This window comes from Sphingopyxis sp. JAI108, assembly GCF_013410105.1.
In the GTDB taxonomy this organism is placed as follows: domain Bacteria; phylum Pseudomonadota; class Alphaproteobacteria; order Sphingomonadales; family Sphingomonadaceae; genus Sphingopyxis; species Sphingopyxis chilensis.
Genome location: NZ_JACCCJ010000001.1, coordinates 234,585 through 257,865, shown reverse-complemented (window position 1 = coordinate 257,865; position 23,281 = coordinate 234,585). Strand labels below are relative to the sequence as shown.

The 23,281-nt window shown below is 62.5% G+C and carries 22 protein-coding genes and 1 pseudogene; 10 read left to right on the top strand and 13 right to left on the bottom strand.

The window, feature by feature from the left end:
• Positions 1–129 precede the first annotated feature (129 nt).
• The 7 genes from HDC29_RS01265 (at position 130) to HDC29_RS01235 (ending at position 9,339) form a co-directional block, all read left to right on the top strand.
• Positions 130–2,469 (top strand): DPP IV N-terminal domain-containing protein, encoded by a 2,340-nt coding sequence (locus tag HDC29_RS01265; RefSeq protein WP_179493655.1) that lies wholly within the window; start codon positions 130–132, stop codon positions 2,467–2,469.
• Entirely contained in the window at positions 2,466–3,839 is a 1,374-nt protein-coding gene (locus tag HDC29_RS01260) for an MFS transporter (protein ID WP_179493654.1), read from the top strand. Before HDC29_RS01265 ends, HDC29_RS01260 begins: the two co-directional genes overlap by 4 nt.
• 13 nt (positions 3,840–3,852) lie before the next feature.
• A complete protein-coding gene (locus HDC29_RS01255) occupies positions 3,853–5,433 on the top strand; it encodes a serine hydrolase (protein WP_179493653.1) in 1,581 nt (526 codons plus the stop codon).
• 149 nt (positions 5,434–5,582) lie between these two features.
• Entirely contained in the window at positions 5,583–6,290 is a 708-nt protein-coding gene (locus HDC29_RS01250; protein WP_179493652.1) for an RraA family protein, read from the top strand.
• Between the two features lie 209 nt (positions 6,291–6,499).
• Complete coding sequence (locus HDC29_RS01245; RefSeq protein ID WP_179493651.1) at positions 6,500–7,480, top strand: dipeptidase; 981 nt, start codon at positions 6,500–6,502, stop codon at positions 7,478–7,480.
• Between the two features lie 2 nt (positions 7,481–7,482).
• Positions 7,483–7,962 carry an SRPBCC family protein gene (locus HDC29_RS01240; RefSeq protein ID WP_179493650.1) on the top strand — a complete coding sequence of 160 codons (480 nt, stop codon included), beginning with the start codon at positions 7,483–7,485 and terminating at the stop codon, positions 7,960–7,962.
• A gap of 42 nt (positions 7,963–8,004) precedes the next feature.
• A complete protein-coding gene (locus HDC29_RS01235; RefSeq protein WP_179493649.1) occupies positions 8,005–9,339 on the top strand; it encodes an aspartate aminotransferase family protein in 1,335 nt (444 codons plus the stop codon).
• A gap of 52 nt (positions 9,340–9,391) precedes the next feature.
• On the opposite strand, the gene HDC29_RS01230 is transcribed toward HDC29_RS01235, so the two are convergent.
• Positions 9,392–10,570, bottom strand: coding sequence for an alpha/beta fold hydrolase (locus tag HDC29_RS01230; protein ID WP_218844274.1), 1,179 nt, complete (start codon positions 10,568–10,570; stop codon positions 9,392–9,394).
• A 68-nt stretch (positions 10,571–10,638) separates the two neighbouring features.
• Between HDC29_RS01230 and HDC29_RS01225 the strand changes: the two genes are divergently transcribed.
• On the top strand, positions 10,639–11,526 hold the full coding sequence (locus HDC29_RS01225) for a LysR family transcriptional regulator (RefSeq protein WP_179493648.1): 888 nt from the start codon (positions 10,639–10,641) through the stop codon (positions 11,524–11,526).
• A 118-nt stretch (positions 11,527–11,644) separates the two neighbouring features.
• Here the strand turns inward: HDC29_RS01225 and HDC29_RS01220 are convergent, their stop codons facing one another.
• The 8 genes and pseudogenes from HDC29_RS01220 to HDC29_RS01185 all read right to left on the bottom strand — a co-directional run bounded on the left by HDC29_RS01220 (position 11,645) and on the right by HDC29_RS01185 (position 18,083).
• On the bottom strand, positions 11,645–12,670 hold the full coding sequence (locus HDC29_RS01220) for an NAD(P)H-dependent oxidoreductase (protein ID WP_179493647.1): 1,026 nt from the start codon (positions 12,668–12,670) through the stop codon (positions 11,645–11,647).
• Positions 12,671–12,914: 244 nt separating this feature from the next.
• Positions 12,915–13,136, bottom strand: a complete 222-nt coding sequence (locus HDC29_RS01215; protein WP_179493646.1) for a DUF2274 domain-containing protein — start codon at positions 13,134–13,136, stop codon at positions 12,915–12,917.
• The gene (locus HDC29_RS01210; RefSeq protein WP_373562738.1) at positions 13,133–14,344 is read right to left on the bottom strand and encodes a TrbI/VirB10 family protein; all 1,212 of its coding nucleotides are present in this window, start codon (positions 14,342–14,344) and stop codon (positions 13,133–13,135) included. Before HDC29_RS01210 ends, HDC29_RS01215 begins: the two co-directional genes overlap by 4 nt.
• Positions 14,341–15,138: a P-type conjugative transfer protein TrbG gene (gene trbG, locus HDC29_RS01205; protein WP_257018168.1), complete on the bottom strand. Its 798-nt coding sequence runs from the start codon at positions 15,136–15,138 to the stop codon at positions 14,341–14,343. The genes HDC29_RS01210 and trbG overlap by 4 nt, the downstream gene beginning before the upstream one ends.
• A 50-nt stretch (positions 15,139–15,188) precedes the next feature.
• A complete protein-coding gene (gene trbF / locus HDC29_RS01200) occupies positions 15,189–15,872 on the bottom strand; it encodes a conjugal transfer protein TrbF (RefSeq protein ID WP_179493644.1) in 684 nt (227 codons plus the stop codon).
• A gap of 2 nt (positions 15,873–15,874) precedes the next feature.
• A pseudogene (locus HDC29_RS01195) lies at positions 15,875–16,651 on the bottom strand (type IV secretion system protein); the annotation flags it as partial.
• A 430-nt stretch (positions 16,652–17,081) separates the two neighbouring features.
• A complete protein-coding gene (locus HDC29_RS01190) occupies positions 17,082–17,402 on the bottom strand; it encodes a DUF736 family protein (protein WP_179493643.1) in 321 nt (106 codons plus the stop codon).
• Between the two features lie 252 nt (positions 17,403–17,654).
• Positions 17,655–18,083, bottom strand: a complete 429-nt coding sequence (locus HDC29_RS01185; protein WP_179493642.1) for a thermonuclease family protein — start codon at positions 18,081–18,083, stop codon at positions 17,655–17,657.
• 697 nt (positions 18,084–18,780) lie between these two features.
• Here HDC29_RS01185 and HDC29_RS01180 point away from each other — a divergent pair.
• Positions 18,781–19,458 carry an alpha/beta fold hydrolase gene (locus HDC29_RS01180; RefSeq protein WP_179493641.1) on the top strand — a complete coding sequence of 226 codons (678 nt, stop codon included), beginning with the start codon at positions 18,781–18,783 and terminating at the stop codon, positions 19,456–19,458.
• 34 nt (positions 19,459–19,492) lie between these two features.
• Here HDC29_RS01180 and HDC29_RS01175 read toward each other — a convergent pair whose 3' ends face one another.
• Both HDC29_RS01175 and HDC29_RS01170 read right to left on the bottom strand, forming a co-directional pair.
• Entirely contained in the window at positions 19,493–19,966 is a 474-nt protein-coding gene (locus tag HDC29_RS01175; RefSeq protein WP_179493640.1) for a DUF2269 domain-containing protein, read from the bottom strand.
• Positions 19,966–21,231, bottom strand: coding sequence for an SDR family oxidoreductase (locus tag HDC29_RS01170; RefSeq protein ID WP_179493639.1), 1,266 nt, complete (start codon positions 21,229–21,231; stop codon positions 19,966–19,968). The genes HDC29_RS01175 and HDC29_RS01170 overlap by 1 nt, the downstream gene beginning before the upstream one ends.
• A 372-nt stretch (positions 21,232–21,603) precedes the next feature.
• Between HDC29_RS01170 and HDC29_RS01165 the strand changes: the two genes are divergently transcribed.
• A complete protein-coding gene (locus tag HDC29_RS01165; protein ID WP_179493638.1) occupies positions 21,604–21,891 on the top strand; it encodes a hypothetical protein in 288 nt (95 codons plus the stop codon).
• A gap of 43 nt (positions 21,892–21,934) precedes the next feature.
• Here the strand turns inward: HDC29_RS01165 and HDC29_RS01160 are convergent, their stop codons facing one another.
• Positions 21,935–22,210 carry an HU family DNA-binding protein gene (locus tag HDC29_RS01160; protein WP_179493637.1) on the bottom strand — a complete coding sequence of 92 codons (276 nt, stop codon included), beginning with the start codon at positions 22,208–22,210 and terminating at the stop codon, positions 21,935–21,937.
• A gap of 323 nt (positions 22,211–22,533) precedes the next feature.
• Entirely contained in the window at positions 22,534–22,803 is a 270-nt protein-coding gene (locus tag HDC29_RS01155) for a hypothetical protein (RefSeq protein WP_179493636.1), read from the bottom strand.
• Positions 22,804–23,281 lie beyond the last annotated feature (478 nt).

Here is a 23,281-nt window from a genome sequence, read left to right as displayed (position 1 = left end):
GCAGGGCGCGAGTTCCGCGGCCAGCGGTTCCGCTAGCCCTAAAACACAGACCTGTGTGGAATTGACTTGCCACATTCAAAAAACGAACTTACGTTCTCTTTGTTGCTACTGAGAGGGAGCGGAACGGGCGTGTTCAATCAGCCAGACGAAGCAATCCGGCCACCCGAAGTCGTACGAGACCGCGTCGCTGAGGATGGAAATGCCCTCGTGCATTCCAACGACGAGCTGGCCTCCTTTGAGCGGGTTCTCAGCTGGTCGCACGCGATTCAGAACAGGCGTGTGGCCGCAAACTGGATGCGCGACGGACGCTTCTGGTTTTCCGAAGGGGCGCCCCCCGAAGCCGTTCTCAAGATATTCGACCCCAAAGACGGCAGTGTTGCCGGCCTGATCGACATGGAGCGCGCGCGAAATTCGCTGCAGCGCCTGACGGGTCACGCGCCGTCAGATCATGGCTTGCCGTTCGAAGCGATGAGGCTTTCCGAGGACAGCAGCATATGCTTCACTTACGGCGGCCAAGGCTATGAACTTGATCTCGAGACCTATCGCATTACGCCGGTGCCGTCACCCAACCGGACCGATAGCTGGTTGGCGAACCTGTCTCAGTCGCCGACCGCTCCGGGAACTTTCACCCGGCCCAACTGCTTCGGAAATCGCTGGAGCGCGCCGGAAATAAAGTCTTCTGACGGTCGCTGGTTCCTGTCTCTGCGGGATCACAACCTTTGCTTGCGGAGTGCGGACGACGGGCAGATCGAGATTATCACGCGCGATGGTGAAGAGGCCCATGAGTGGGATGTCGAAACGCCGAGCTCGCTGCTCGGCGGCGTGGTGCGCGACACGGCGAGCTCATGGTCCCCCGATAGCCTGCGGTTCTTTGCAACCAAGTTCGACGCAAGGGCCACAGCGCCCATCAGCCGCACGCACATGCTCGGCTATCGCGATTCGGTGGAGTGGCTCAGAATGGCCCGAGCGGGCGACAGCCTGCCGACTTACGAGCCATTTGTGTTCGACGTGCTGAGCCGCCGGCCGGTACGGATCGATGTCGAGATCGCGGATCGCTTCATCCTCTTCATCGGTTGGCACGAAACCGGTCGGGAAGTCTATTTTGCGCAATTCTCGCGCGATTTTCGAACCGGCACGCTGTTTGGCGCCGATCCGGCAACGGGCGCCGTCCGGTCGATAATCTCCGAAACTGCCGAAACCTTCGTTCGAATTCAGCACGACGTCATTTGCGGGCGCAGCGGCTGCACTACCCTGCCCAATGACCTCGGCTTCCTCTGGGAATCCGAGCGCGACGGATGGAAGCATCTCTATCACTATGCTCTTGATGGCAGTTTGCTAAATCAGGTTACATCGGGTGACTGGCCGGTATGCGAGGTCCAGGGTGTCGATGTCGAAGCGGGCATGGTCTATTTTACGGCGCACCATGATCAAGCAAGGCCTTACGATACCCACCTGTGCCGTGTGTCGCTTGCCGGAGGCCAAGCCGAACGCCTGACGGAAGGTGAAGGAGTCCACGAGATTCAATTGTCGCCGGATTTCGGTTGTTTCATAACGACGGTTTCGCGGCCGGACAGCGGACCGCAAAGTTCCGTGTGCAGCAATGATGGCCGCAATTTGCATCGCTTCCCCGGGACGGACCTCACCGAACTGAAGGCAACCGGGTGGGCACCACCCGAGCAATTCTGCGTCAAGGCTGCCGATGGCGAGACCGATCTCTGGGGCCTTCTGTTCAAGCCGCGCGATTTCGATCCCGCCAAGCGTTATCCCGTAATCGAATATATCTACGGCGGGCCGCAGACGGCCTGTGTGCCGCATGACTTCGAAATCGAAAATCGCAGCATGCTGACGCTCAAGCATGCACTTCCGCAACTCGGCTATGTTGTTGTGACACTCGACGCCCGAGGCACACCGGAACGCTCGAAGGCATTCCACGATGCCGTTTACCGGGACTGGCGGCGCCACGTTACGGCCGACCACGCCGCGGCGCTGCGCAACCTCGCAACGGATCGCCCATGGATGGACATGGATCGCGTCGGCATCTGGGGACATTCCTGGGGTGGCTACTACACGATCGCGAGCCTTCTCGACGAGCCTGATCTGTACAAGGCAGGCGTAGCATCGGCACCGGGGCTGGATTGCTACAGCGTTTTCCTGAGCGAGCCTTACCTAGGCGGGGTTCCCGGTGAAGAGACCAAGCTCGCATATGACGACGCCGATGTGATTGGCGAGGCGTCTCGTCTGAAGGGCGAACTGATGCTCGCTGCTGGCACCAATGACGTCGCCATGTGGCACGATGCGGTCAAGATGAGCGATGCGCTCATAAAGTCCGGAAAACAGCACGAATTTGTGATGTTACCCGAGCAATATCATGCATATGGAGCGGTCAGCAAAAGATATCTTGTAGAAAAGATCGTCCGCTTTTTTGCGGCCAATTTACAGGCTTCCACCTCAGCATTGCCAGCTTCATGAAAGACGGCAACTACCGATATTATATGCTGGGGATCCTGGTGGTCGTCCAGGCATTCACGACGATCGATAACGTCGTCATCGGGTTAGTGCTGCAATCGATCAAGCTCGACCTCAATCTGAGCGATACCGAGCTCGGCTTCCTGTCGGGGATGGCCTTCGCGCTGTTCTATTCCATCATGGGTTTGCCCATTGCCCGCTGGGCAGACCGCGGCAATCGCACCGTCATCATAACGGCCGCCATGTCGATCTGGAGCGTCATGGTTTCGCTCTGCGGTCTCGCATCGAGCTTCGTGCAACTTCTGCTCTGCCGTGTCGGCCTGGCGGTAGGCGAGGCAGGGTGCTCGCCCACCGCCAATTCGTTGATCGCAGACTATTTCAGTCGCGCCGAGCGCCCTCGGGCCGCCAGCATATTCATGCTGGGTTCGAGCATCGGCCTGTTTTTCGGCTATCTGGCTGCCGGTTGGATTACTGAAGTCTATGGCTGGCGCGTCACCTTCCTCGCGATGGGGCTTCCAGGCCTCGTGCCCGCCGTTCTGGCCGCATTGGTTTTGCGCGAGCCCCGTCGACAAACCAAAATATCGGCGGCACCTGTCGAGCAACCGTCGCTGCGCGCCGTATTCAGCACCTTGTGGCGCAACCACAGCTTTCGCAACCTGTTCTTTTGCTGGTCTGTCGCATCCTTCTTCGGCACCGGTATGGGGCAGTGGGCGCCGACCTTCTTCATTCGAAGCTTTGGCCTGAACACCGGCGAGTTGGGAGCCTGGTTTGCCGCCATTTACGGTGTAGGGGGCGCGTTAGGCATCTACATGGGCGGACATCTGGCCACGCGTTTCGCAGCCCAGAACGAGCGCCTTCAACTGACCGGGATGGCGCTCGTCTACAGCTTCTGCGGGGTTACCGCAGCGCTCAGCTATCTGTCCCACAACGTCTATCTGACATTCGCCCTTCTGGCTGTCGGTCACCTCGCTGGTTACACCATCGCCGGCCCCCTCTACGCGACGGTCCAATCACTGGTCCACCCACGGATGCGCGCGGCCGCCTTTGCAATCCTGTTGCTCTTTTCGAACCTGATCGGCCTTGGCCTGGGTCCACTGGCGACGGGCGTCCTCAGCGATGCGCTAAATCCGTGGCTGGGACAAGAATCCCTTCGTTACGCGCTGCTCATGCTCACGCCGGGCTATTTCTGGTGCGGATGGCATGTGTGGCTCGCCAGGAAAACCGTCCTGGAAGACGTCACGACGATCGAAACCGCCCAAGCAGGACAGGCTGAAGCCGTCGGCGGCGCGGTGTCCGCCGAAGCGGCGCTCTCCACGACGGCCCTCGACCCAATGGCAGCCACCTTGGCTCCGCATGCCCCGAAATCCCAATAACAGGAGATCGCTTATGGGCGATGACAAATTCCGGATCGAATTCGATGAAAAGGCGATCGATGCGATTTTTGCGAATGTGGACCAGAGCCATGGGGCCGGTTGCGCGGTAGGGATCGCGATCGGCGGAACACCTGTTTACCGCAAGGGGTTCGGTCTGGCGAACATGGAACTGCCGATCGCCCTAACTCCGGCGACGCGCATGTCGATCGGTTCCATCACCAAGCATTTCACCTGTCTGGCTTTTATGCTCCTCGCCGAGGAGGGCCGCGTCAGCCTCGAAGACCCAGTGGGACAACATCTGCCGGAATTGCACCCGCTGACCCACCGCGTCACCATGCATCAGTTGATGGGGCATCTGGGTGGGCTACGCGATACCTATGACATCATCTCGCTGTTCAGCGGGGTCAGCAATCAAGTCACAGCTGCCGAAACCCTATCGATCTACCGCGACGTCGATGATGTGAACTCCGACCCCGGAACGCGCTTCAGCTATAACAATGGTGGGTATGTGATCCTCGCCGCGGTCATCGAAAAGGTCACGGGGCAAGCGTTTCGCGACGTGCTGCGGCAGCGTATTTTCGAACCCCTGGGCCTTCACGATACGCTGCTGCGATCGTTCGAACTTGAATTTCTCGTCGGAGCGGCGACGCTCCATGCCAAGGGGCCAAATGGCGTCTTCCAGAAAGGACATCGCTTCCTGGAAGGCAGTGGGCAAGGCGGCATCTACTCCACGGTCGATGATATGCTGCGCTGGCTCCGGCACATGGATGCGCCGACCGTCGGCAGCCCGGAAACATGGCGGCTTATGACTAAGCCGATGACGCAGTCGAACGGAGTTTCGACGGGGTATGCAATGGGCCTCATCGCCTCCGATTATCGCGGGGTCCCGACCATTCATCACAGCGGCGGCGTCGTTGGCGGCAATGCCCAGATGACAAAGGTTCCGGGCGCCGGTTTCGACATCGTGGTGATGGTCAATCGGGACGACGTCATTTCCCCCCGGCTGGTGCACCAGATCATGGACGCCTGCCTGCCCGGGCTTGATGCGCGGCGCGCGGCGGCGTCCGGCGCAATTCGGCAGGGCGTGTTTCGTTCGACCGAGTCGGGCCGCGTCGCCCAGCTGTTCGAGCGCGGCGGCGAGCAGATCGTCGCGGTGGACGGCATCGACATGATCTATGCGGCTGCCGACGAGACGCACCTCCACCCTGCAGCCGTGGGAGTTTCCGATCGCCAGTCGATCGTCCTGGTCGGTGATCGTGACAACCCCTCTGCATTGGAACTGAAAGAATTCGGTCACTCCGACATTCTCGCAAAGGTGGCCCCCGCGAACGCGACCGATCCGCAGGCGATTGCCGGACGATATCGCTGCGAGATGACAGGTGCTGAGGTCTTCATATCCGGCAACGCTGAAATGTGGTCGGAGGGTCGCTTCGGTACGGCGCACTACAAGCTGGCACCCATTGCCGAGAATATCTGGCGGGGGCGGCTGGAGGGGGCCACGCCGGTGGATGCGATCCTGGCATTCAGCGATGGCGCGAAAACGCTCGAACTTTCGGGCGGGAGCTTGCGCCCGATGACGTTTCAGCGCGTGTGATGGGGCGCCGCGCGATGCAGAGTTCGGCTCAAGACCGCCGTCGAGGCGTCACCCAGTAGAGGCTGTGAGGGGCCAGCCGAAGCAACCGCCCTGCACCCCGACGCACGCGCCAGAACAGATACCGTAAATCGAACGAGGGTAACCAAAGCATGCTTGATGCGCAGATACCATGGCCGCCGGGATATGAGATCCTTCCACGCCGATCATCCTTGAAACCGGACGTGATCGAAGCGTTCCGCAACGTCCCTACCGCGCATGCATCGGACTGCATGGGGCGGTGCATCGGCGCGATCGGCCTGTCTGCGCTTCACGGGCATTCGCCGATGTGCGGTATCGCGGTAACGGTGCGAACGCGGCCGGGCGATAATCTGATGATCCATAAGGCGCTGGAGATCGCCGAGGCGGGAGACGTGCTCGTCATCGATGGCGGCGGGGCGCTGAACCAGGCGGTTTTCGGTGGCCAGATGCGCGCCACTGCCATGTCGAAAGGGCTCGCCGGGGTCGTCGTGGATGGCGTAGTTCGTGACCTGGTCGAGCTGTCCGCAGGCGGCTTGGCGTGCTTCGCCAAGGGCGTGAACCATCGCGGGCCCAGCAAGGATGGACCAGGCGAAATCAACGTGCCGATTTCGTGCGCCGGCATGGTCGTCAATCCCGGAGACCTGATCCTGGGAGATCCGGACGGGGTGATCTGCATCCCTGCCGCCGACGCCGCGGGTCTGCTGCCTCTCGTGCGCGAACACGCGTTGCAAGAGGAAAGAATGATGAAGGCGATTGCCGAGGGAACGGCCGAGCCGGATCAATTCAACGCAATCCTGCGCCGAAAAGGCATTCCGGAGTCCGCCCTTCATACGCGCTGAAACCCGCCGCCAGCTATCGCCGGGAAATGCCAATCAGTCGGCTGGCAGCGGCGTTGGACAAATGGAGGCGGCCATGGAGCTCGGCGGGAACGGGATATTTTCTATCGTCTTGGCAATGACATTGGCTTCGGGAAAATCATGTGACGGCATCTAAAATCCATATCGATCCGGCGGCGAGGGACCTCATCGCTTCGTCCGCGGTCTGGGACATGACCGTGCCCTGGTCCCCGGAAGACCGAAACTGGGATCTCGATATTCTACGCCGCTTCTACCGCGAAGGATTTTCCTTCCTATCCTTGACCCTTACGGACTGGCCCGCGACGTACGAGGGCACGATCGGTACGATCCACCGGTTCAAGGAACTGGTTGCCGCCGAAGCGTCCGATTGGTTGTGTTTCGCATCCTCGGTGTCAGAAATCGATCGCGCCCGGCAAATGGGGCAGCTCGCACTCGGGATTCATATCCAGGAAACGCTGCCTGTCGCCATGGACTTCTCGCGCCTCACAGTCCTCCATGCGCTCGGCGTTCGCCACATGCTTCTCGCCTACAATATCCGCAATCTCGTCGCCGACGGATGCGCGGAGGTCGCCAATGCCGGACTGAGCAATTTCGGCCGCAAGCTGGTTCGGGAAATGAACCGCATCGGGATGGTCGTTGATTGTTCGCATTCCGGCCGCCGCTCCACTCTGGAAGCGATGGAGATCAGCGATCGGCCATCGATCTTCTCGCACTCGGGGGTCTACAATCTCGTTCCCCACATCCGGAACATCCACGACGATCAGATCCGTGCCTGCGCCGCCAAGGGCGGCGTCATCGGCGTTGTCGGCATCGGCGCGTTCCTCGGCGATATGGAGGCCGGCACGGAAAGCTGGTTCCGCCATATCGACTATCTTGTGTCGATGGTCGGACCCGACCATGTCGGTCTTGCGACGGACAATGTGGCATCGCCTGAGATGCGGGCGGCGATCGCCAGGGACGCATATCAAAAATATGGCATAATCCCGTGGCCCGAGCCCGAAATCGGTTGGCCGAATCCAACCGGAACGCAGCTTCCCAGCGGCAGCGCCGGCATTCAGCCGGAGCAATTATCCGAACTCGTGGAAATGATGCTCGGGCACGGTTACCCGGCGTCTGCGGTCACCGGCATTCTCGGCGCCAATTTTCGCCGCGTTTATGCTGCGGTGGAATGACGATGGCGCCCGATCATCAGGCGGCGGAGGCCGGATCGACCGACGTCATGGATGTTCAGGCGGAGTTTAGCATCGAAATCGATGCGCCCTGTTCCGTCGTCTGGGAAAAGGTCGTTAATCTCGCAGATCGGCCGACCCTCAAGTCCTTCTCGCCCCTCACCGGGAACTGGCCCTCCGAAACCGCCTCCGCCCTCGTTGTCATGGACAAGGGCACAGATATGATCCGCACCGAAACGGTCGTGAAGATGGTTCCGGGCGAACGCTTCCTGCTCAAGGTCGAAGCGCCCGATTCGGGAATATTGGCTTGGTTGGACCATAGGATTCGAAGTTCCGCCCGAGGATCCGAACTAACCATGAGCGTCATCGTATCGGTCAAGGCTCCAGACGCGAGCATAGACCGCGAAGCCTATATCGCGGCTACCATCGATGCTCTGGAACAGACCCTCACAGGCTATCGCGCGAAGGTAGCCGAGCGGATTTGATCACTTCACGAAAGCGCGTTCACCACACTTCAAAGGAACCGAATGTCCACCCACGCTTCCCGATCGCCAGACCTTCAAAGCTACTGGATGCCATTCACGGCAAATCGCCAGTTCAAGGCCGCCCCCCGCCAGCTCGTGAGCGCGCAGGGTATGCATTTCACATCCGATGACGGGCGGAAGGTTCTGGATGGCACTGCCGGACTTTGGTGCGTCAACGCCGGACATGGCCGCGAAACGATCGCATCGGCTGTCGAGCGCCAGCTGATGACGCTGGACTATGCCCCATCCTTCCAGATGGGACATCCGCTCGCTTTCGAATTCGCCGAGCGGCTGGCCGCACTTGCTCCGGGAGGACCCGGCGCCGGGCTCGACCGGATATTCTTCACCGGCTCGGGCTCGGAATCCGTCGACACCGCGCTGAAGATCGCGCTCGCCTATCAGAGGGCGATCGGCCAGGGAACACGCACCCGCCTGATCGGGCGCGAGCGGGGTTATCATGGTGTCGGCTTCGGCGGGATCACCGTGGGCGGGCTCGTCAACAATCGACGGGCGTTCCCGCAGCTTCCTGGGGCAGACCATCTGCGCCACACCCACGATCCTGCGCGCAACGCGTTCAGCCGGGGGCAGCCCGAGCACGGCCGCGAGCTGGCCGACGATCTGGAGCGGCTGGTCGGGCTTCATGGCGCCGAGACGATCGCCGCCGTTATCGTCGAACCCGTTGCCGGGTCCACCGGTGTTCTGATTCCGCCGAAAGGCTATCTCCAGCGCCTGCGCTCGATTTGCGATCGCCACGGCATTCTCCTCATCTTCGATGAAGTGATAACCGGATTCGGGCGGCTGGGGACGCCGTTCGCGGCGGATTACTTCGGGGTGGTTCCGGACATCATCACGGCCGCCAAGGGGCTGACCAATGGCGCCCTTCCAATGGGAGCCGTCTTTGTCCGACGGTCGGTTCACGACGCTATGATGAACGGGCCACAGGACCAGATTGAACTGTTTCACGGTTACACCTATTCCGGCCACCCCGCGGCCTGCGCGGCAGGCCTCGCGACGCTCGATATCTATCGATCGGAAGAACTGCTCACCCGCGCCGCAGCTGGCGCGGATCATTGGCACGATACCCTCCACAGCCTGCGCGGCGCGCCACATGTCGTCGACATTCGCACGATCGGGTTCGTGGCCGGAATCGAGATCGCATCCCGTCCCGGGGCGCCGGGAGCCCGCGCTTACGACATATTCGTCGATTGCTTCGAGCGCGGACTCCTGATCCGCGTGACCGGCGATATCATCGCCCTGTCACCACCCCTCATCGCTGAACAGGACCATATCGAGCAAATGGTTGAGGTCGTCAGCGAGGCGCTCAGTCGCGTTGCATGACGGGGCCCGCTCTTTCGTCCACCTGACGACGCTGCTCCGTCGAACCGGCCCGTCAAAGACTCTTGAGGAACGTCAAGATCTCGCTGTTTACCCGATCCGCGGCTTCATGTTGTAGCCAGTGGCCCGCATTCTCGATCTTGATCGCGTCCAAAAGTCCGGGCTGCCCTTTGCGAAGATCATCGAGCGAGGGCGCCCCGGGATGGAAGAACTGGCAGAGACCATCGGCTTCGCCCCAGATATAGAGGCTTGGCTGATAGATCGGCGCATCCTTGAAAGCCGGTGTCAGGTCGAAGGTCTTCGGCAACGCCCGGTAATAGTTGAGCCCTCCGCGAAAGCCGGTTCTTTCAAACGATCGTATCGTATGAGCCACATATTCTGGGTCCGCCCACGCCGGCACCGCAATAGGCGACGGGCGCAGCATATTTTTTGCGGGATCGACCGGGTCCCACCTCGTCCCGGATCGCGGGCTTGCCGATAGCCAGTACAAGATGCTCGGGATTGTCCGCGATGCGGGCTCGAACTGCCGTTCTGCGCCGGGCGCTAACATATCCAGAGCATAATATCGCTCGCCCAAGCCCTGAGAGCGCAGAAGGTCCCAATAGTTCACACTGCCTCGCGGCGCATAAGGGATGCTGAGACTGACCAGCGCGCTGAAACGATCTGGGCGCAGCAATGCCGCGCGTTGGGCATGATCCGCGCCCCAGTCGTGCCCGACGACAGCGGCAGTTTGGATTTCGAGCGCGTCGAGAATGCCGACCAGGTCGCCAACGATATGGAGGGAGGTATAAAGGTCCGCATCAGCCGGCGCATAGCTCTCGCCATAGCCGCGCATATCGAGAGCGATGGCACGATAGCCTGCCCCCGCGACGGCGTCCATCTGACTGCGCCAAGTCTCCGCCGTATCGGGGAAGCCGTGGCAAAACAGGACTGCCGGGCCACGGCCCTGTTCGACGACACGGAACATGTGCGCATTGGCCTCTACCATCGACCCGCGCAGGGGGGCGAAATTCTTGGCGGCTGCATCCGGCACCGCAGCAAGGGCGGGCGCGAGCGCCGCGCCCAATCCGAATGCGGCCATGCCGCCGATGAAGCCGCGCCGCGAAGGCGACACGCTCTCCCCGGCAAGCAAGGGCGGGCTCTGCATGGGAGATGGCGCCATCGGATTTCCTTTTGTTTTCATGCGGTCATTTGTTCTGAAGCACGTTTTCAGCACCTCGGCCTTGGAGGACATTGCCACCCCCCGTCACGATACGGTAGCAGCAGAAGCTGGGATGCTTTGTTGCTTGTTTGGGAACACCGATGGATATTGAAGCGTTGCGCACCTTCGTGGAGGTTGCGGACGCCGGGGGGGTTACTGCTGCCGCCCGGCGGCTCGGCGTTGCCAAGTCGATCGTCAGCCGGAGGCTTGCACGCCTCGAAGAAGATCTGGGTGTCCAGCTGCTCGCGCGGAGCACCCGCGGCGCAGCGCTTACAGAGGCCGGGGAAACGTTCCGCGATCACGCAGCACGCATCTGTGCCGAGCTTGACGTTGCCAGGGAAACGATCATGCCCGCGGGCGAATTGCGTGGCCGTCTTCGTGTGGCCGCGCCCCTGTCATTCGGGCCGACCCATATCGCTCCGGTCCTTGCGGAGTTGGCGGCGCGCCATCCCCAACTTCATGTGCACGCCTGCTACAGCGACCGCTTCGTGGATATCATCGCCGAGGGTTATGATTGCGCAATCCGATTTGGCCATCTGCAGGATTCGAACCTGGTCGCAAGGCGCGTCGGGCCGCTCTTCGGCAAACTCGTGGCCAGCCCCCTTTACATCGAAACCCACGGCGCGCCGGATACACCCCAGCAAATTCTTGGCCATGAGGCGTTGCTGCAAGGGACCGAAAGCTGGCAGTTCATGGATGGCGAAAAGGTCGTTACCATCCGCGCCCAAGGGCGATTCAAGGGTGATAACGGGACGGCGCTCGTCTCCGCGGCTCTGGCGGGACTGGGCATAGGCTATCTTCCCGACGGGCTGATCAACGAACATATCGCGTCGGGTGCCCTTGTCCCGATCATGACCCGCTATCCTATCCGGCCAGCGGGGATATTCGTCGTGCGCCCACCGGGACAAAATCCCGCGCGCAAGGTGCGGCTGCTCACCGAAATGCTGATCGAGTGCTTCGAGGATGCAACCGGACCGGCCGCGGGATAGAACTGGCTTTGCGCCGGACCAAACCTTGTCTCCGCGCGTTCGAAAACGAATAAAAAAGACTGCCCGAAGCCATGCGGACCAGCCGCATCCATTGGCCTCGACCCGTAAGCGTTATGGATCAGCGTCCGGGCTGATCGAGGAAAACATGAAGCGAGCGAATGAGCCCCGCCTCGATATGCGCGACATCGAGCCCACTCACAGCCACGGAGCCGTCCCGCGACCGGCCCTGCCATTGCAGGCGACCGACGCCATTGTGTCCCTGTGCCGGGCGGACGGCTTTGAAAGCGAAATCGGGGGGAAGCTGCGAAAGCAAGTCGGTGACCGCCTGAGAGATGGCCTCATGGCCATGCGCTGACTGATCCGGCTCATACAAGGTGGCATCTTCAGCGTAGATTTCGCGGATCGCCAGGATTCGGCGAGAGGCATCCCGCTCCCCGAACACGCGCGAGAGATTTGCCATCATGATGTTTTCGAAATCGGGTGCTGCCGCGGGCGGCGGCACCGCTGGAGACACGGAATTATCGAGGGGGGTGTCGATGCCCTCGACAATATCCGCGATCTGCTTTTTTGCATTCGCGAGGGCCAGATCGCGTACTTCGGGCCCATAGCCGATCTTTTCGGCATGAACAAAGGCGACCTCGGAAATGCCGATGAAGCCGAGCAACTGTCGGAGATAGGGCTCCTGGAAATCAATCGCGCACGCTGGCCCTTCCGAATAGACGCCGCCTCTGGGTTCGATCACGATGGCGCGCTTACCCTCGACCAGCCCCTGCGCCCCGCTATCGCCGTACGCAAAGGTGACGCGCGGCCTCAGGACATGATCGAACCAGGCGCGCAGAGACGTCGGTATGCTGAAATTGTACATCGGCGCGCCGATCACGATCAAATCGGCTTGCCGCAGTTCAGCGATCAACTCGTCCGACATAGCCCGCGTGGCGCGCTCTGCCGCCGTATTGGCCACGCCCCGGACACCTGCAACGCTCTCGGCAACCAGATGCGGTATCGGATTGTTGCCGACATCGCGGAATGTGACCGTCGCATCGGGATAAGCCTCGACCAGGCATTTTACGGCATGATCGACCAGGAGCCGCGATACCGATATTTCCCCCGAGATGCTGCTGTTCACTACGAGAATATGGCGCACGCTGATCTCCCTTTGCTGTCGGGTCTCGGGTATCAGGGCAGACTAAGCGCCAATAGTGTCAGTGTGCGGCTTGCTGTGTAGCCGAAAGCGGAACAAGCCGGAGATTTAACGCGATGTCCGCGCCCCTAGATTGGGGATCGTTCGACGATGGTTTGCTGTCGTAAGCTTCACCACCGTCGTCCTCAACTCGCCAACAGGCGTACGCGGTCACCCACTAGCGCCGAGACGACAATGCGGTCTCCCGTCACCGGCGATTTCGCGCGCTCGCAAATCCGCGGTCGCTGGCGATGAACCGCTCGATGATGGGGGGAGCAATGCGTTCCGGCGATAGGGGTTCAGCTAGTCCTGTTTCCCGCGCATGAACGGCCGCATAATCCGACAATTCGCGGAAGAGCCGCCCCGTCAGTTCGATCGTGAGTTTGACGGGTTTTTCTTCGGCGACCGGTCCCAGCCTGAGCTTGGTCATCTTACCCCTCCTTCCTGCGGATCGATAATGAGATCGCGCGCCACGATGACGCGCAGCACAAACCCGGGCCGGATCATGATCGTCGGCGGGATGCCGAGCTGCCGCTCCACAAGCTGTCGGCCCGTCTCGTTGAGGCTGTCCTGCGCCCCGCTCCGCACCGCCCGAACGAGGCGTTCTTCATCGCTCGCACCGAGCTCGGCCCCGACGCCCATCAGGGTCGAGACGAGCGCGGCCTTCAGCATATGGCCCCAATGATAATCAGTCCGGTCGGCGAGCCCGGCCACGCCGGCCGCGTCGGCGCCGGGCAGGCGATCGAGAGCGATCGAGCGGCCGCCCGGCAGGATCAGTCGGTCCCATGCGAGTAGCAAACGACTCTGCCCGTCAGCGATCTCGCTGTAATAGTCGCCGATCAGCCGGGCGCCCTGCGGAATGAGCAGGATGCGACCGGTAGGGCTGTCATAGACATTCTGTGTCACTTGCGCCGAGATTTGTCCCGGCAGGTCGGACCGGATGCCGGTAATCAGCGCGGCCGGGATCACAGCGCCAGCCTGGATGACATAGGGCGAGGAGGGCGCGACCACCCGCGCCGCGCTCTCCATCGGCCGCACGCCACCACCGCTGAGGAAGTCTTTTCGCTTGTCGGCGGCAGCTTGAGCGACTTGCGGATTGCCGGGCGCAGCCGGCAGTACCGCATCCCCAAGGAGCGGCGACGGCGAAGGGACGGATGATGCTGCGCCGAGGAATATCTGGCTGGCACGGGCGCTGTCGCCTTCTTGTGCGGCCCGTGCACGGGCCTGCTCGGTCGTCGCGAGGCGCGGGTCGGCTGGCTGCGCGCCGATCGCGGCCATGGCGACAGTCTCGACTTCCTCGTGCGCGGCAAGGATAGGCCGCTCGAGATCGCCTGGGAGCGGTTCGCCAAGTTTCGGGACCTTGTCATAGTCGCCGGGCGCACCGGTCACGAGCTCGGACCTGTTCGCCCGGTCGCTCTTGTAGAGATTGTCGGCAGTCTTCGGCGTCACCGGCTGGAACGCGAAAAGCAGCGTGCCGCCGATCGCCAAACCAGCCGCACCACCCAGACTTGCAAGCGCTTTGCGCGAAAGTCGCATCACCTTGGGCGGTTCGGCGCCCAGCCGCAAAGGTTCACCCCCTGCGGGAGGGAGCGCGGCGGGTTCAGCCGCAATCTCGTCCTCGCGTTCGGGCGCACTCACGAGTTACCCCGATCGCGTCCGACGCGTTCGATCACCACCTTGCGCGCGGCGCGGCCGGCACCCATGCGAAGCTCGCCGCGCGCGAACAGCCGGTCGACGGTCATGAAGCGCCCCTGGACACGGTAGTTGAGAAGCTCGGCCTCGCCCTTCGCGCCTGTGGCAAAGAGCGGCGGCATCTCGCCCGTCGCGATATCCTCGCCGAACTCGATGAAGAGCTGCCGCCCGTCGTCGAAGACCCGCACCGGCCGCCAGTCGGGTTTGTCGCCCGACAGGCGATAGCGGAAATTGAGCGCGGTAAGATCGACACCGGCCGCGATCGGCGTAACCCGTGCGCGCTCCGCCGCCTCGGCCCGAAGCGCTATCAGCTCCGCTTCCGGATAAGACCAGGATACCGAGGCCATATAGGTCGCGGGTGTCGCGCGCAGCTCGATATGATAAGTCCGCCTGCTCGTGTTGATGACGATATTCGTCATGATATCGGGCCGCGTCGGCTTCACGAGGATATGCACCCGGCGGCCTGCGCCGCTACCACTCACCGTATCGCCGATGATCCAGCGGACCGTATCGCCGGCAGCGACCGGCCCCGGCCCCACCAGCTCCTCGCCCTCCTGCAGCACGATATCGGTGACCTGGCCCGGCGATGCATAGACCTGGTACAGCGCACCCTCGGCCCAGGCATATTTCTGAATCGCATTGAGGAAGGTCGCGCGATCGGGCTGCACGCGCGCGGCGTCATTGGCACGCCCGACATTCTGCCTGGGATCGCGGGTTTCGGCAGCGTTCAAGGGCGACATCACCGCGAATGCGGCGGCGCCAGCGAGCAGGGGAATTCGGAAAGTGGCGTTCATTGGCTGAGCTCCTTTGACCATGAAATAGCGGATACGAAGACGCCGAGCGGATTGCGGCGGAGCGCGTCGGGGGTGCGTGGCGGCACATGGGTGACGGTGAGAATGGCCGACCAGCGCGAGGTCTCGATCAGGCGGCCGTCCTGATAGCGGCGCTCGGTCCAGGCGATGCGAAAGCTGTCCTTCGAGGCGCGGATCACGCTCGAGACATCGACCGCGACCTGGACTTTCCCGACCTCTGCGAAGGGGTCGTTGTTTCGCGCATGATCGTTGAGCGCCTGCGCGCCCGCTGCGGTGGTGAAGTCATAGGCCGAGAGCCAGTCCTTGCGCAGCACGACCGGATCAGCGGGAATCGAGCGGACATGCTCGATGAAGCGGGCAAGGTGGAACGTGGTCTGCGGGTCGGTCGGCTGATAATCTTCGTCCGCTGGCGCGACGGCGCGGGCCTCGCCAAGCTGGTCGACCTCGACCACCCAGGGCGTGATCGTGCCGCGGGCCGAATGCCAGATAAGGCCGCACGCGAGCCCCCCCGAAAGCAGAAGCGAACCGAAGAAGGCGAGCCGCCAGTTCTTCGCCTGCACCCGCGCCGACCCGATGCGGTCGTCCCAGACCTGGGCCGCGCGCTGATAAGGCGTGACCGGCTCGGGCGCGCGGCCATAATGGTTCGTGGGTCTCTTGAACATGATCAGTCCTTTTCGCTGATGTCGGGAACCGAGCCGCCGCCATGGCTGTCGCCGCCCTTGAGAGTGTGGGCGCCGATGGTGGCGCCCTGCGTCATCATCTGCCGGCGGCGCATCGCGGCCGCCCAAGCAGGCGGGCTGTCTGCAGGCCGCGCGGCCGCAGGGCGTTCGGCGGCCCCGTCCTTCCCGGCCTCGAAGTTCGCTCGCAGCTTTTCCGCGGCGCGGCGGAGCGGCGATGCGGCGCCGCTCGCGGCATTCCGCGCGACATTGGCGAGACCGGAACCGACCGCTTCCGCACCGCTCTTCCCGGCTGCTCCCGCGGAATAGGCGGCCGAGGCGCCGCCGGCACCGCGCGCGCCAGCTGCGGCAGCGCCGCGCGCTGCGGTCACCGCCGCTCCCCCCGCGAGCGTCGCACCGGCTGCACCGGCGGCCAAGGTCGCGCCCGCCGCGACCGTGGTCCCTGCGGCGGCGCCGGCTCCGAGCTGCGGCCCGCCCGCGACGATGCCATTGGCGACGCTGGGTCCGAAAATGCCGAGACCGAGAAGCGTCAGCGCCCCGAGCGCGATCGCCATCGCCTGCTCGATATCGGGTTCAGGACCGATGCCGGCATCGAGGAAGCGGTCGAACAAGGTCGTCCCGATGCCGGTGATGACCGCGAGCACCAAAACTTTGATGCCTGAGGAAATGATATGGCCAAGCACGCGCTCGGCCATAAACGCCGTCCGCCCGAAGAAGGCGAAGGGGATGAGGACGAAGCCCGCGAGCGTCACGAGCTTGAATTCCCGCTCGACAGGCGCCCCGCCGGACGGGGACAGGCCGCAATCACCGCGCGCGAAGCCGCGGCCCGAGCGAAGCGTGGGGACCCTTCACGGGTTGATTGAGGGAGGCCTGGCCTTGGCCAAGGGATTAGCGGCAATCGAGAGCGGGAATGGGCCGATCCCATGCGGCAGAGCCCCACCCCCGCCCCGCCACTCCGCTTCGCCGCCGCGTCCCGGCCCCATCGCTGACACTTTCCGTCCCCGACGCGCCGGTCTTCTTGCGCGCGAAAGCATGGCGTACTGGTCGTCCTGTTCCGATCCCTGAAAGAAAAGCACGGCAATGCGGGCCCGGAAGCTTACGACGTCCGCGGCAGCAAAAAAGGGCGGCCCGTCGGACCGCCCCTTTGTAGTTTGAAGCGATCGGCTCCGCCCTGAGGCGGAGCCGGGGAACCCGTCAGGCCGGCGGGTTCCAGATGATGACCTTCTTCATCGGGTCGTCGCCGGGTGCGTTGGCGACGTTGCCGTAGATGGTCCCGAATTCGGGAGCGGACATCGTCACCGACACATATTCGGCACCGTTGCTCTGCGAGAAGCGCTTCCAGCCTGCGCCGAGTTCGAAGCCATTCTTGCGGCTGAGGATGCGATAGTCGGGCTCGTTTTCCTTGGTCTTGCGACCATTGGGCACGATCAAGATCGGCGCGGTGACGTTGAGGGTGGCCAGCGTGCCTTCGAAGCTGCCGTCGGCCTTGACGTTGAGGTTTGCGATGGTGGGCATGAACTTTCTCCTTCGGTTGCTCGGGGACTTTCCCGATGGCGCCGGAAGAAGGGACCGCGAGCTGCCGTCACCGAGCGGCAGCGAGGGCGAACCCCGCATGGGGTTGACGGCCCGAGGCGAGCCGGGCCCGCAGAAGGGCGACAGGAAGGGAAAGGCCATGAGCGACCGTGGCAAGTGGCCCACGTCCATCCCGCGGTCAGGGACGACCGCGATAACGCGCCTCCCCCACCGCCGCGCCTAAAACGTGCCCGGTCAGTCGCAGCGATGCGAACCCCAATATCTGTCCCATCGCGCCGCAAGACCGCTACGGACCATGGCGCAGGAGATATCACCCGAGCGGGGCGATGTGCAGAAGGCGGCGGTTCGGCTGCCGCCGGCCCCGCCGCGTGATACACAGCGCATAGCCGGTCCGCGAACAAGGATGTGGCCGGTTCGGTTCCGTCCTTGGAGCTCACCGAGCAATCCAACCAGATGATCGCGCGCCGCAAGCGCATCGGCGGACGGACAGGGATGGCCCGGACTGCAACTGCCGTCCATTTCGCGCGCCGCGACGCCCGAGAGACGGACGTGCGGCCCTTCGGCGCACCAGATCGGACCGTCGCCGTCCCAGACCGCGACCGGCGTGCAGGTGAAGGATTGGCCGGCGGGAACAACGAAGGCGAGCAGAAACAGGCTGATCATTTCTCCGCCCTAATATGGACCCCGGCGCGATACAAACCAGATGATCCATGACAGCGGCAAAAGGGCGCGAAGCTCCGAAAGGAAGCGCGCTCTTGGCAAGGCCGCGGCCGGGCGGCGTGCGCGCGGGCCTGTGGGCCAGCCGCCGCCCGGCAAGGATGACGAGCCAAGCGTGCCGCTCGGCCCCACGACAGACGCGGACCCTGGCGCCGCCTGCCGGCGCCAGCGCACGCTCAATCGAGCCGCGCTCGATCATGCCGCGGCCAGCCCGGTCCTAGCGCTTGTGACGGACAAGATGTCCCGACTGGCCGCAAAGTCCGCATGGCCCTCGCAGTCGTTCAAATCCGGCGGTGCCGCTTGCCGAACTCGCTGCAACGCTCGCGAGTGCAGGCGAGGAGAGCTCGAGCCGGTCTGCGATGCATTCGTCGCACAAAGGCGTGCCGTCCATGCGGCGGACAAGCGCCTCGACGCGCTCTGAGATGGAAGGACTTCTGGTCATTTGGGGAGCAGTATACGCGAACTCGGATTGGGGAAAGCCGCGTCGGCGCTGTCGCGGTTTGCCAATCGCGGACCGGCCGTTTTAGTCCCGAAAAGCAAAAACCGGCTCCGCGAGTTTGCCGCGACGAGCGGTGCAGGAAGATCGTTTCGGTACGAGCGATTGACGCGTGACGCGTCAGGCCGCTCGTGCCAATGCGAGCCCATGCAGATACTTCTCGTGCCCGGCTTCATGCTCGATGCAGAAATGTGGTCCGACGTCCGTCCTGCGCTTGCGCGCTTCGGCCATCTTGTCGATGTCGACACCGCGCGGGACATCTCCATCGGTGCAATGGCCGAACGAGCGACTGGGTCGCTGACCGGTCCGGCCATCGTCATCGGATTTTCGATGGGCGGCTATGTGGCGCGAGAAATCACCTATCGAGCGCCCGACCGCATCCGCGGCCTGGCCTTGGTAGCGACCTCCTCGCGAAGCAACACGCCGCAGCCAGCAACTCCCGTCGGCAGAACCGGCTTTCGCGAGCTCAGCCGGAGCGCCGTCGTAAGGTCGCTCCACCCCGATCATCGCAGCGATGAATTGATCGCTCGCGTACAGCGCATGAGCAGCAGGCTGGGAGGCGAGGTCTTCGAGCGCCAATCCCGGCTTCGGCGCGACGATGATACCGAGCGGCTCCGGGAGATAGCCTGCCCGACGTTGGTCGTTGCCGCCGCGCAGGATGAACTTCGATCCATCGAGGAGAGCCGGACTTTGCACGACCAGATTCCGGGCTCGGCGATGACTATCATCGAGCAGTCGGGTCATTTGATCCCGCTCGAGCAACCCGCGAGGCTGATCTCCGCCTTTTCGGCGGCATTCGAGGAGTTGCTTTCACCCGGCAATTGAACCGCGGCTCCTCTGCAGCTGGCGGCCGATTCGATCACCACAAGTCCGGCTTGGCAACCATCAGCCAGAACACCGCGGTCAGGCCGAGAAAGGCCGGCCACCCGAGCGCGAACCAAAGACGCATCGTCCGTTCATAGTCCGGCCCGAGCGCGCCGCGCTTCGCGAACGCGGCGGCGGCCAGTCGCTGTGCCTTGATCTGCAACCGGACCACCGGGACCCAGCAAGCGAAAGCCAAGGCGTAGAGCCCGTAGGTCACTATCAGCCACGAACTGTCCAAAGGATGGCCCGTCAGATGGACGAGCCACAGGCCGCTGGCGGGCTGCACGATCCCACTGGCGCCCGTGAAGATCCAGTCCGCACGCACGACCATGGCACCCACCCTAGCAATCGTCGCGGGATCGCGGCTGAGGTGCGCGTTCCAGAAATACCACGCTGTGCCCGCGCCGAAGCCGAACAGGATGGTGCTGCTGATGATGTGCAACGTCTTGGCGATCAAATAGCTGTCCATCAGCGTCTGTTTCCCACGATGCCATGGACAGCGACCAGCAGCAGGATCGGGATGTTCTTGATCAGTGGCCCCAGCGGATCGAACCACAGCTGCGGCAAGCCGATCCCGATGACGAGCGTGTAGCCGGCAACGACGGCGAGTTGGATCGGAGTGCTCCAACGAGCATCCCTGTCGAGGAAAATCAGCATGGCAACCCCGATGTCGGCGAAGCTGCCGCCCAGCCGCAGCGGATCTTCCCAGCCCGGCGGCAGGCCGAATGCATCGCCGAGAGCATGGGTGGCGGCAGCACCATGGAAGAAACCCAACCATGCCGATACGAGCCAGAGCAGGACAAGCACGGCGCGGATCGCGGGGGCGAGGAAAAACAGCCTTGCGTGCCAACGGTCCTGCACTTCGGCGGGACGAGTGCGCAGCACATCGTCGAGACTGCGCGGTGCAAAGCCGATGGCGCTGACATATTCCTCGCTGTCGCCGAAATTGCCCGCGATCATCTGCTTGAGACTGTTGGTCGATATGGGGCCGTCCCCGGCGATGTCCCCGACCCGCGCCAGAAGAAACATGACCGGCATCGGGACGGTCATGAAACGCGCAGGTCCGAACCCCAGCCAGGCACGATATCGCGCCAGAAGATCGCGCAGATCGAGCGTGTCGGGACCCACGGGTTCGAGCGTCTTTCCGAAGAAGCGAGAATCCTCGCAAATCAGCGCGACACTGCACGCAAGGTCTCGCGCGTGAATGGGCGTAAAGGTAAAGTCGCCCTTTCCGGGCAAGGGGATGAGAAACGGCAGCCCTGCCAGGCCGCGCATCAGCGAAGTGCCGCCATAGCTGCCGTCGCCATAGACCAGCGACGGGCGCAGGATCGTCCAGGCGACCTCGGACGCACGAAGGACTTCCTCTCCCGCGAGCTTGGTCTCGGCATAATCGGTGCCGGCATCGGGACGGGCGCTGATCGCGGAGATGAGAAGGACGTGTTTGACCCCCGCCAGGTTTGCCGCGGCATATAGGGCCCTGGGCATCAGCGTGTGAACGGCCTCCATTTCAGCGCCGCGCAGATTGCCGGCCGCATTGACGATGCAATCGATGCCAGCAAGGCGTGAATGCCAAGCCCTCGGGTCCGTCTCCCTGGCAAGATTGAGCGCCAGCACTTGGACCTGCGGAAAAGCCGCCGCGAGGCTGTCGGGCTTGCGAACAACGGCCGTAACCTCATGTCCGGCAGCCAGTAGCTCAACCAGTATGTGCCGGCCGATAAAACCGCCTGCCCCCAAAAGCATAACATGCATTCACGACCCCCTCGAGCGGCGGCACGCTAGCTCTTCCGGGCCGGCAAGTCAGCCGTAAGAATCGATTTGGAGCGGGTGATTTTCTTGAGATGGGAGCCATGTCCGCCCAGCGCCCTGTTTCCGCCGACTTCGCTGCATCGGTGCGAACGGGTACAACGCCGTTGAACCTGTCCGTCAGCGGACTGTAGTTTTGTATCGCAATTGGACGAAGTGAACATTCGAAGCTAGCGGAGGCGGGATGGCGGGTAAGGGAGCGTCTGCATCCCAGCGCGAAATAAACCATCTGGGTCAAGTGTTACTGCTGGTGGAAATGCGGCAAAACACACGCCTGCGGACGTGGCAAAATAAGGTGGGCTGGTGACCGGGAACCAAAAGGTCTCCCGCGGATTCTCCGACCATGCGGCGACCCCGGCACATTCCGACGATCGCACCGCAGATGCGGAGGTGGCAATGCGAACTAGATTTCTGCTGCTGGCACCGGTGCTAGCATTGATCGCGGGGTGCAGCGAAAAGATCGAAGCTCAGGAGAATATTTCCGAGCCAAGCAAAATTGGCGAACCGCCCGAGCAAACGGACACGGCTGCCGAGGTTTCAGAGGAGCAAGAAACTGACCTCAAACTTCGCTCGCCGGTGGGTCTCGATTGAAGGATTGGCCCCGTCGGCGAGGGCCGACGGGACGCAAGTTCGATTAGCCGTTCAGGCGATCCTTGACGGCCTTGGCGGGACCGAAGGTCAGCTTTTTCGCCGCTTTGATCTGGATCGTTTCGCCGGTCGAAGGGTTGCGGCCTTCGCGTGCGGGAGTTGCCTTGACCTTGAACTTTCCAAACCCGTTGACCGAAACTTCGTCCCCCTTGGCGGCCGCATCGGTGATCGCCGCAAAAACAGCGTCCACCGCCTTTTTGGCATCGGCCTTGCTCAAGCCAAGCGATGCGGCAACGCTATCCGACAGTTCGGCGTGGTTCATACGTATCTCCATTTAGTCAGCCGGGACAATTCCAAGCCGGATTGCCGGTATAGCGATTGCTCGGAAATTCACCATATTCGGAACGCGATCGCCGTCGGCATTTCCCCTCGATAGCACATAGTCAAATCTGGCCGGCCAGGCCGCTTTTGGGGATAAAGCAGGGAATGCAGACATCCGTCGCATAGTTTTAACGCGGACTACGTGCTTCTCTCGGCGCTTAGTGATATGCTCCAGAATTGATTTTCATCAGTTGGCGCAACGACGAGAACTCGGGGCGGCAGGCTAGGGTCAGCGGGCCCTGGAACATCCTGCCCAACGAAATACTATGGAGTGCGGCCCCGCGAAACTAGCTGCGCGCGCCTCAGTGTCTCCCGCTCCATAAATGCCACGTCCTCTTCATAGGCCGTGCCTAACTCCCAACCGGCGTCGAGCGCCAGCCGGGGATTCTCGTAGCGGAAAGAATGAGACGAAAGGTTCGCCTGCTCCTCCACCTTCCAAGTAACCTCAACGATGGTTTCACCGCTTCGCGTCCTCGTCGCCAGCATGTTGGCCACCTCGCCCTTGCGCGGTCCGCCGGGGACGTCGATCGGCATCCGCGTACGCGCAGCCTCGCGATTCCATACGCGAGACGCTGGGAAAATGAGTTTGGAAGTTTCCTGTCTCATACCCAGCATATCGTCATGCCTCGACAGCGGTTCAAGGGCAGGACCAAGGGTCGACATAGAGTCTTTGAACGCGACCGCTTCAAGGAAGTTTCGGCTGCTCTCAAAGCATAGCCAGCAAAGCCAATTTCGTACCGGGAGACGCGAACAAAGCCGGCCGATTGTCGAACCGCAGGTTTAGAGAACGTGCTCGCAAACGCAGACGGCGCTGTCCCTGTCTCTCCCGTCCCGCGGATATTGCAGATCCCCGCAGTGCGATTGCAATAAGTGAGTCACTTTGAATCTCGAACATCCAGGTTTATCGGCGAATGTGATTTTATGTTCTTTCCACTTATTCACTCTGGCGGTCACCATCGCTGCTGTTTATAGCGATCAAACCGAATCCCGCTGAAAGTAGTTCTCGCGCTAT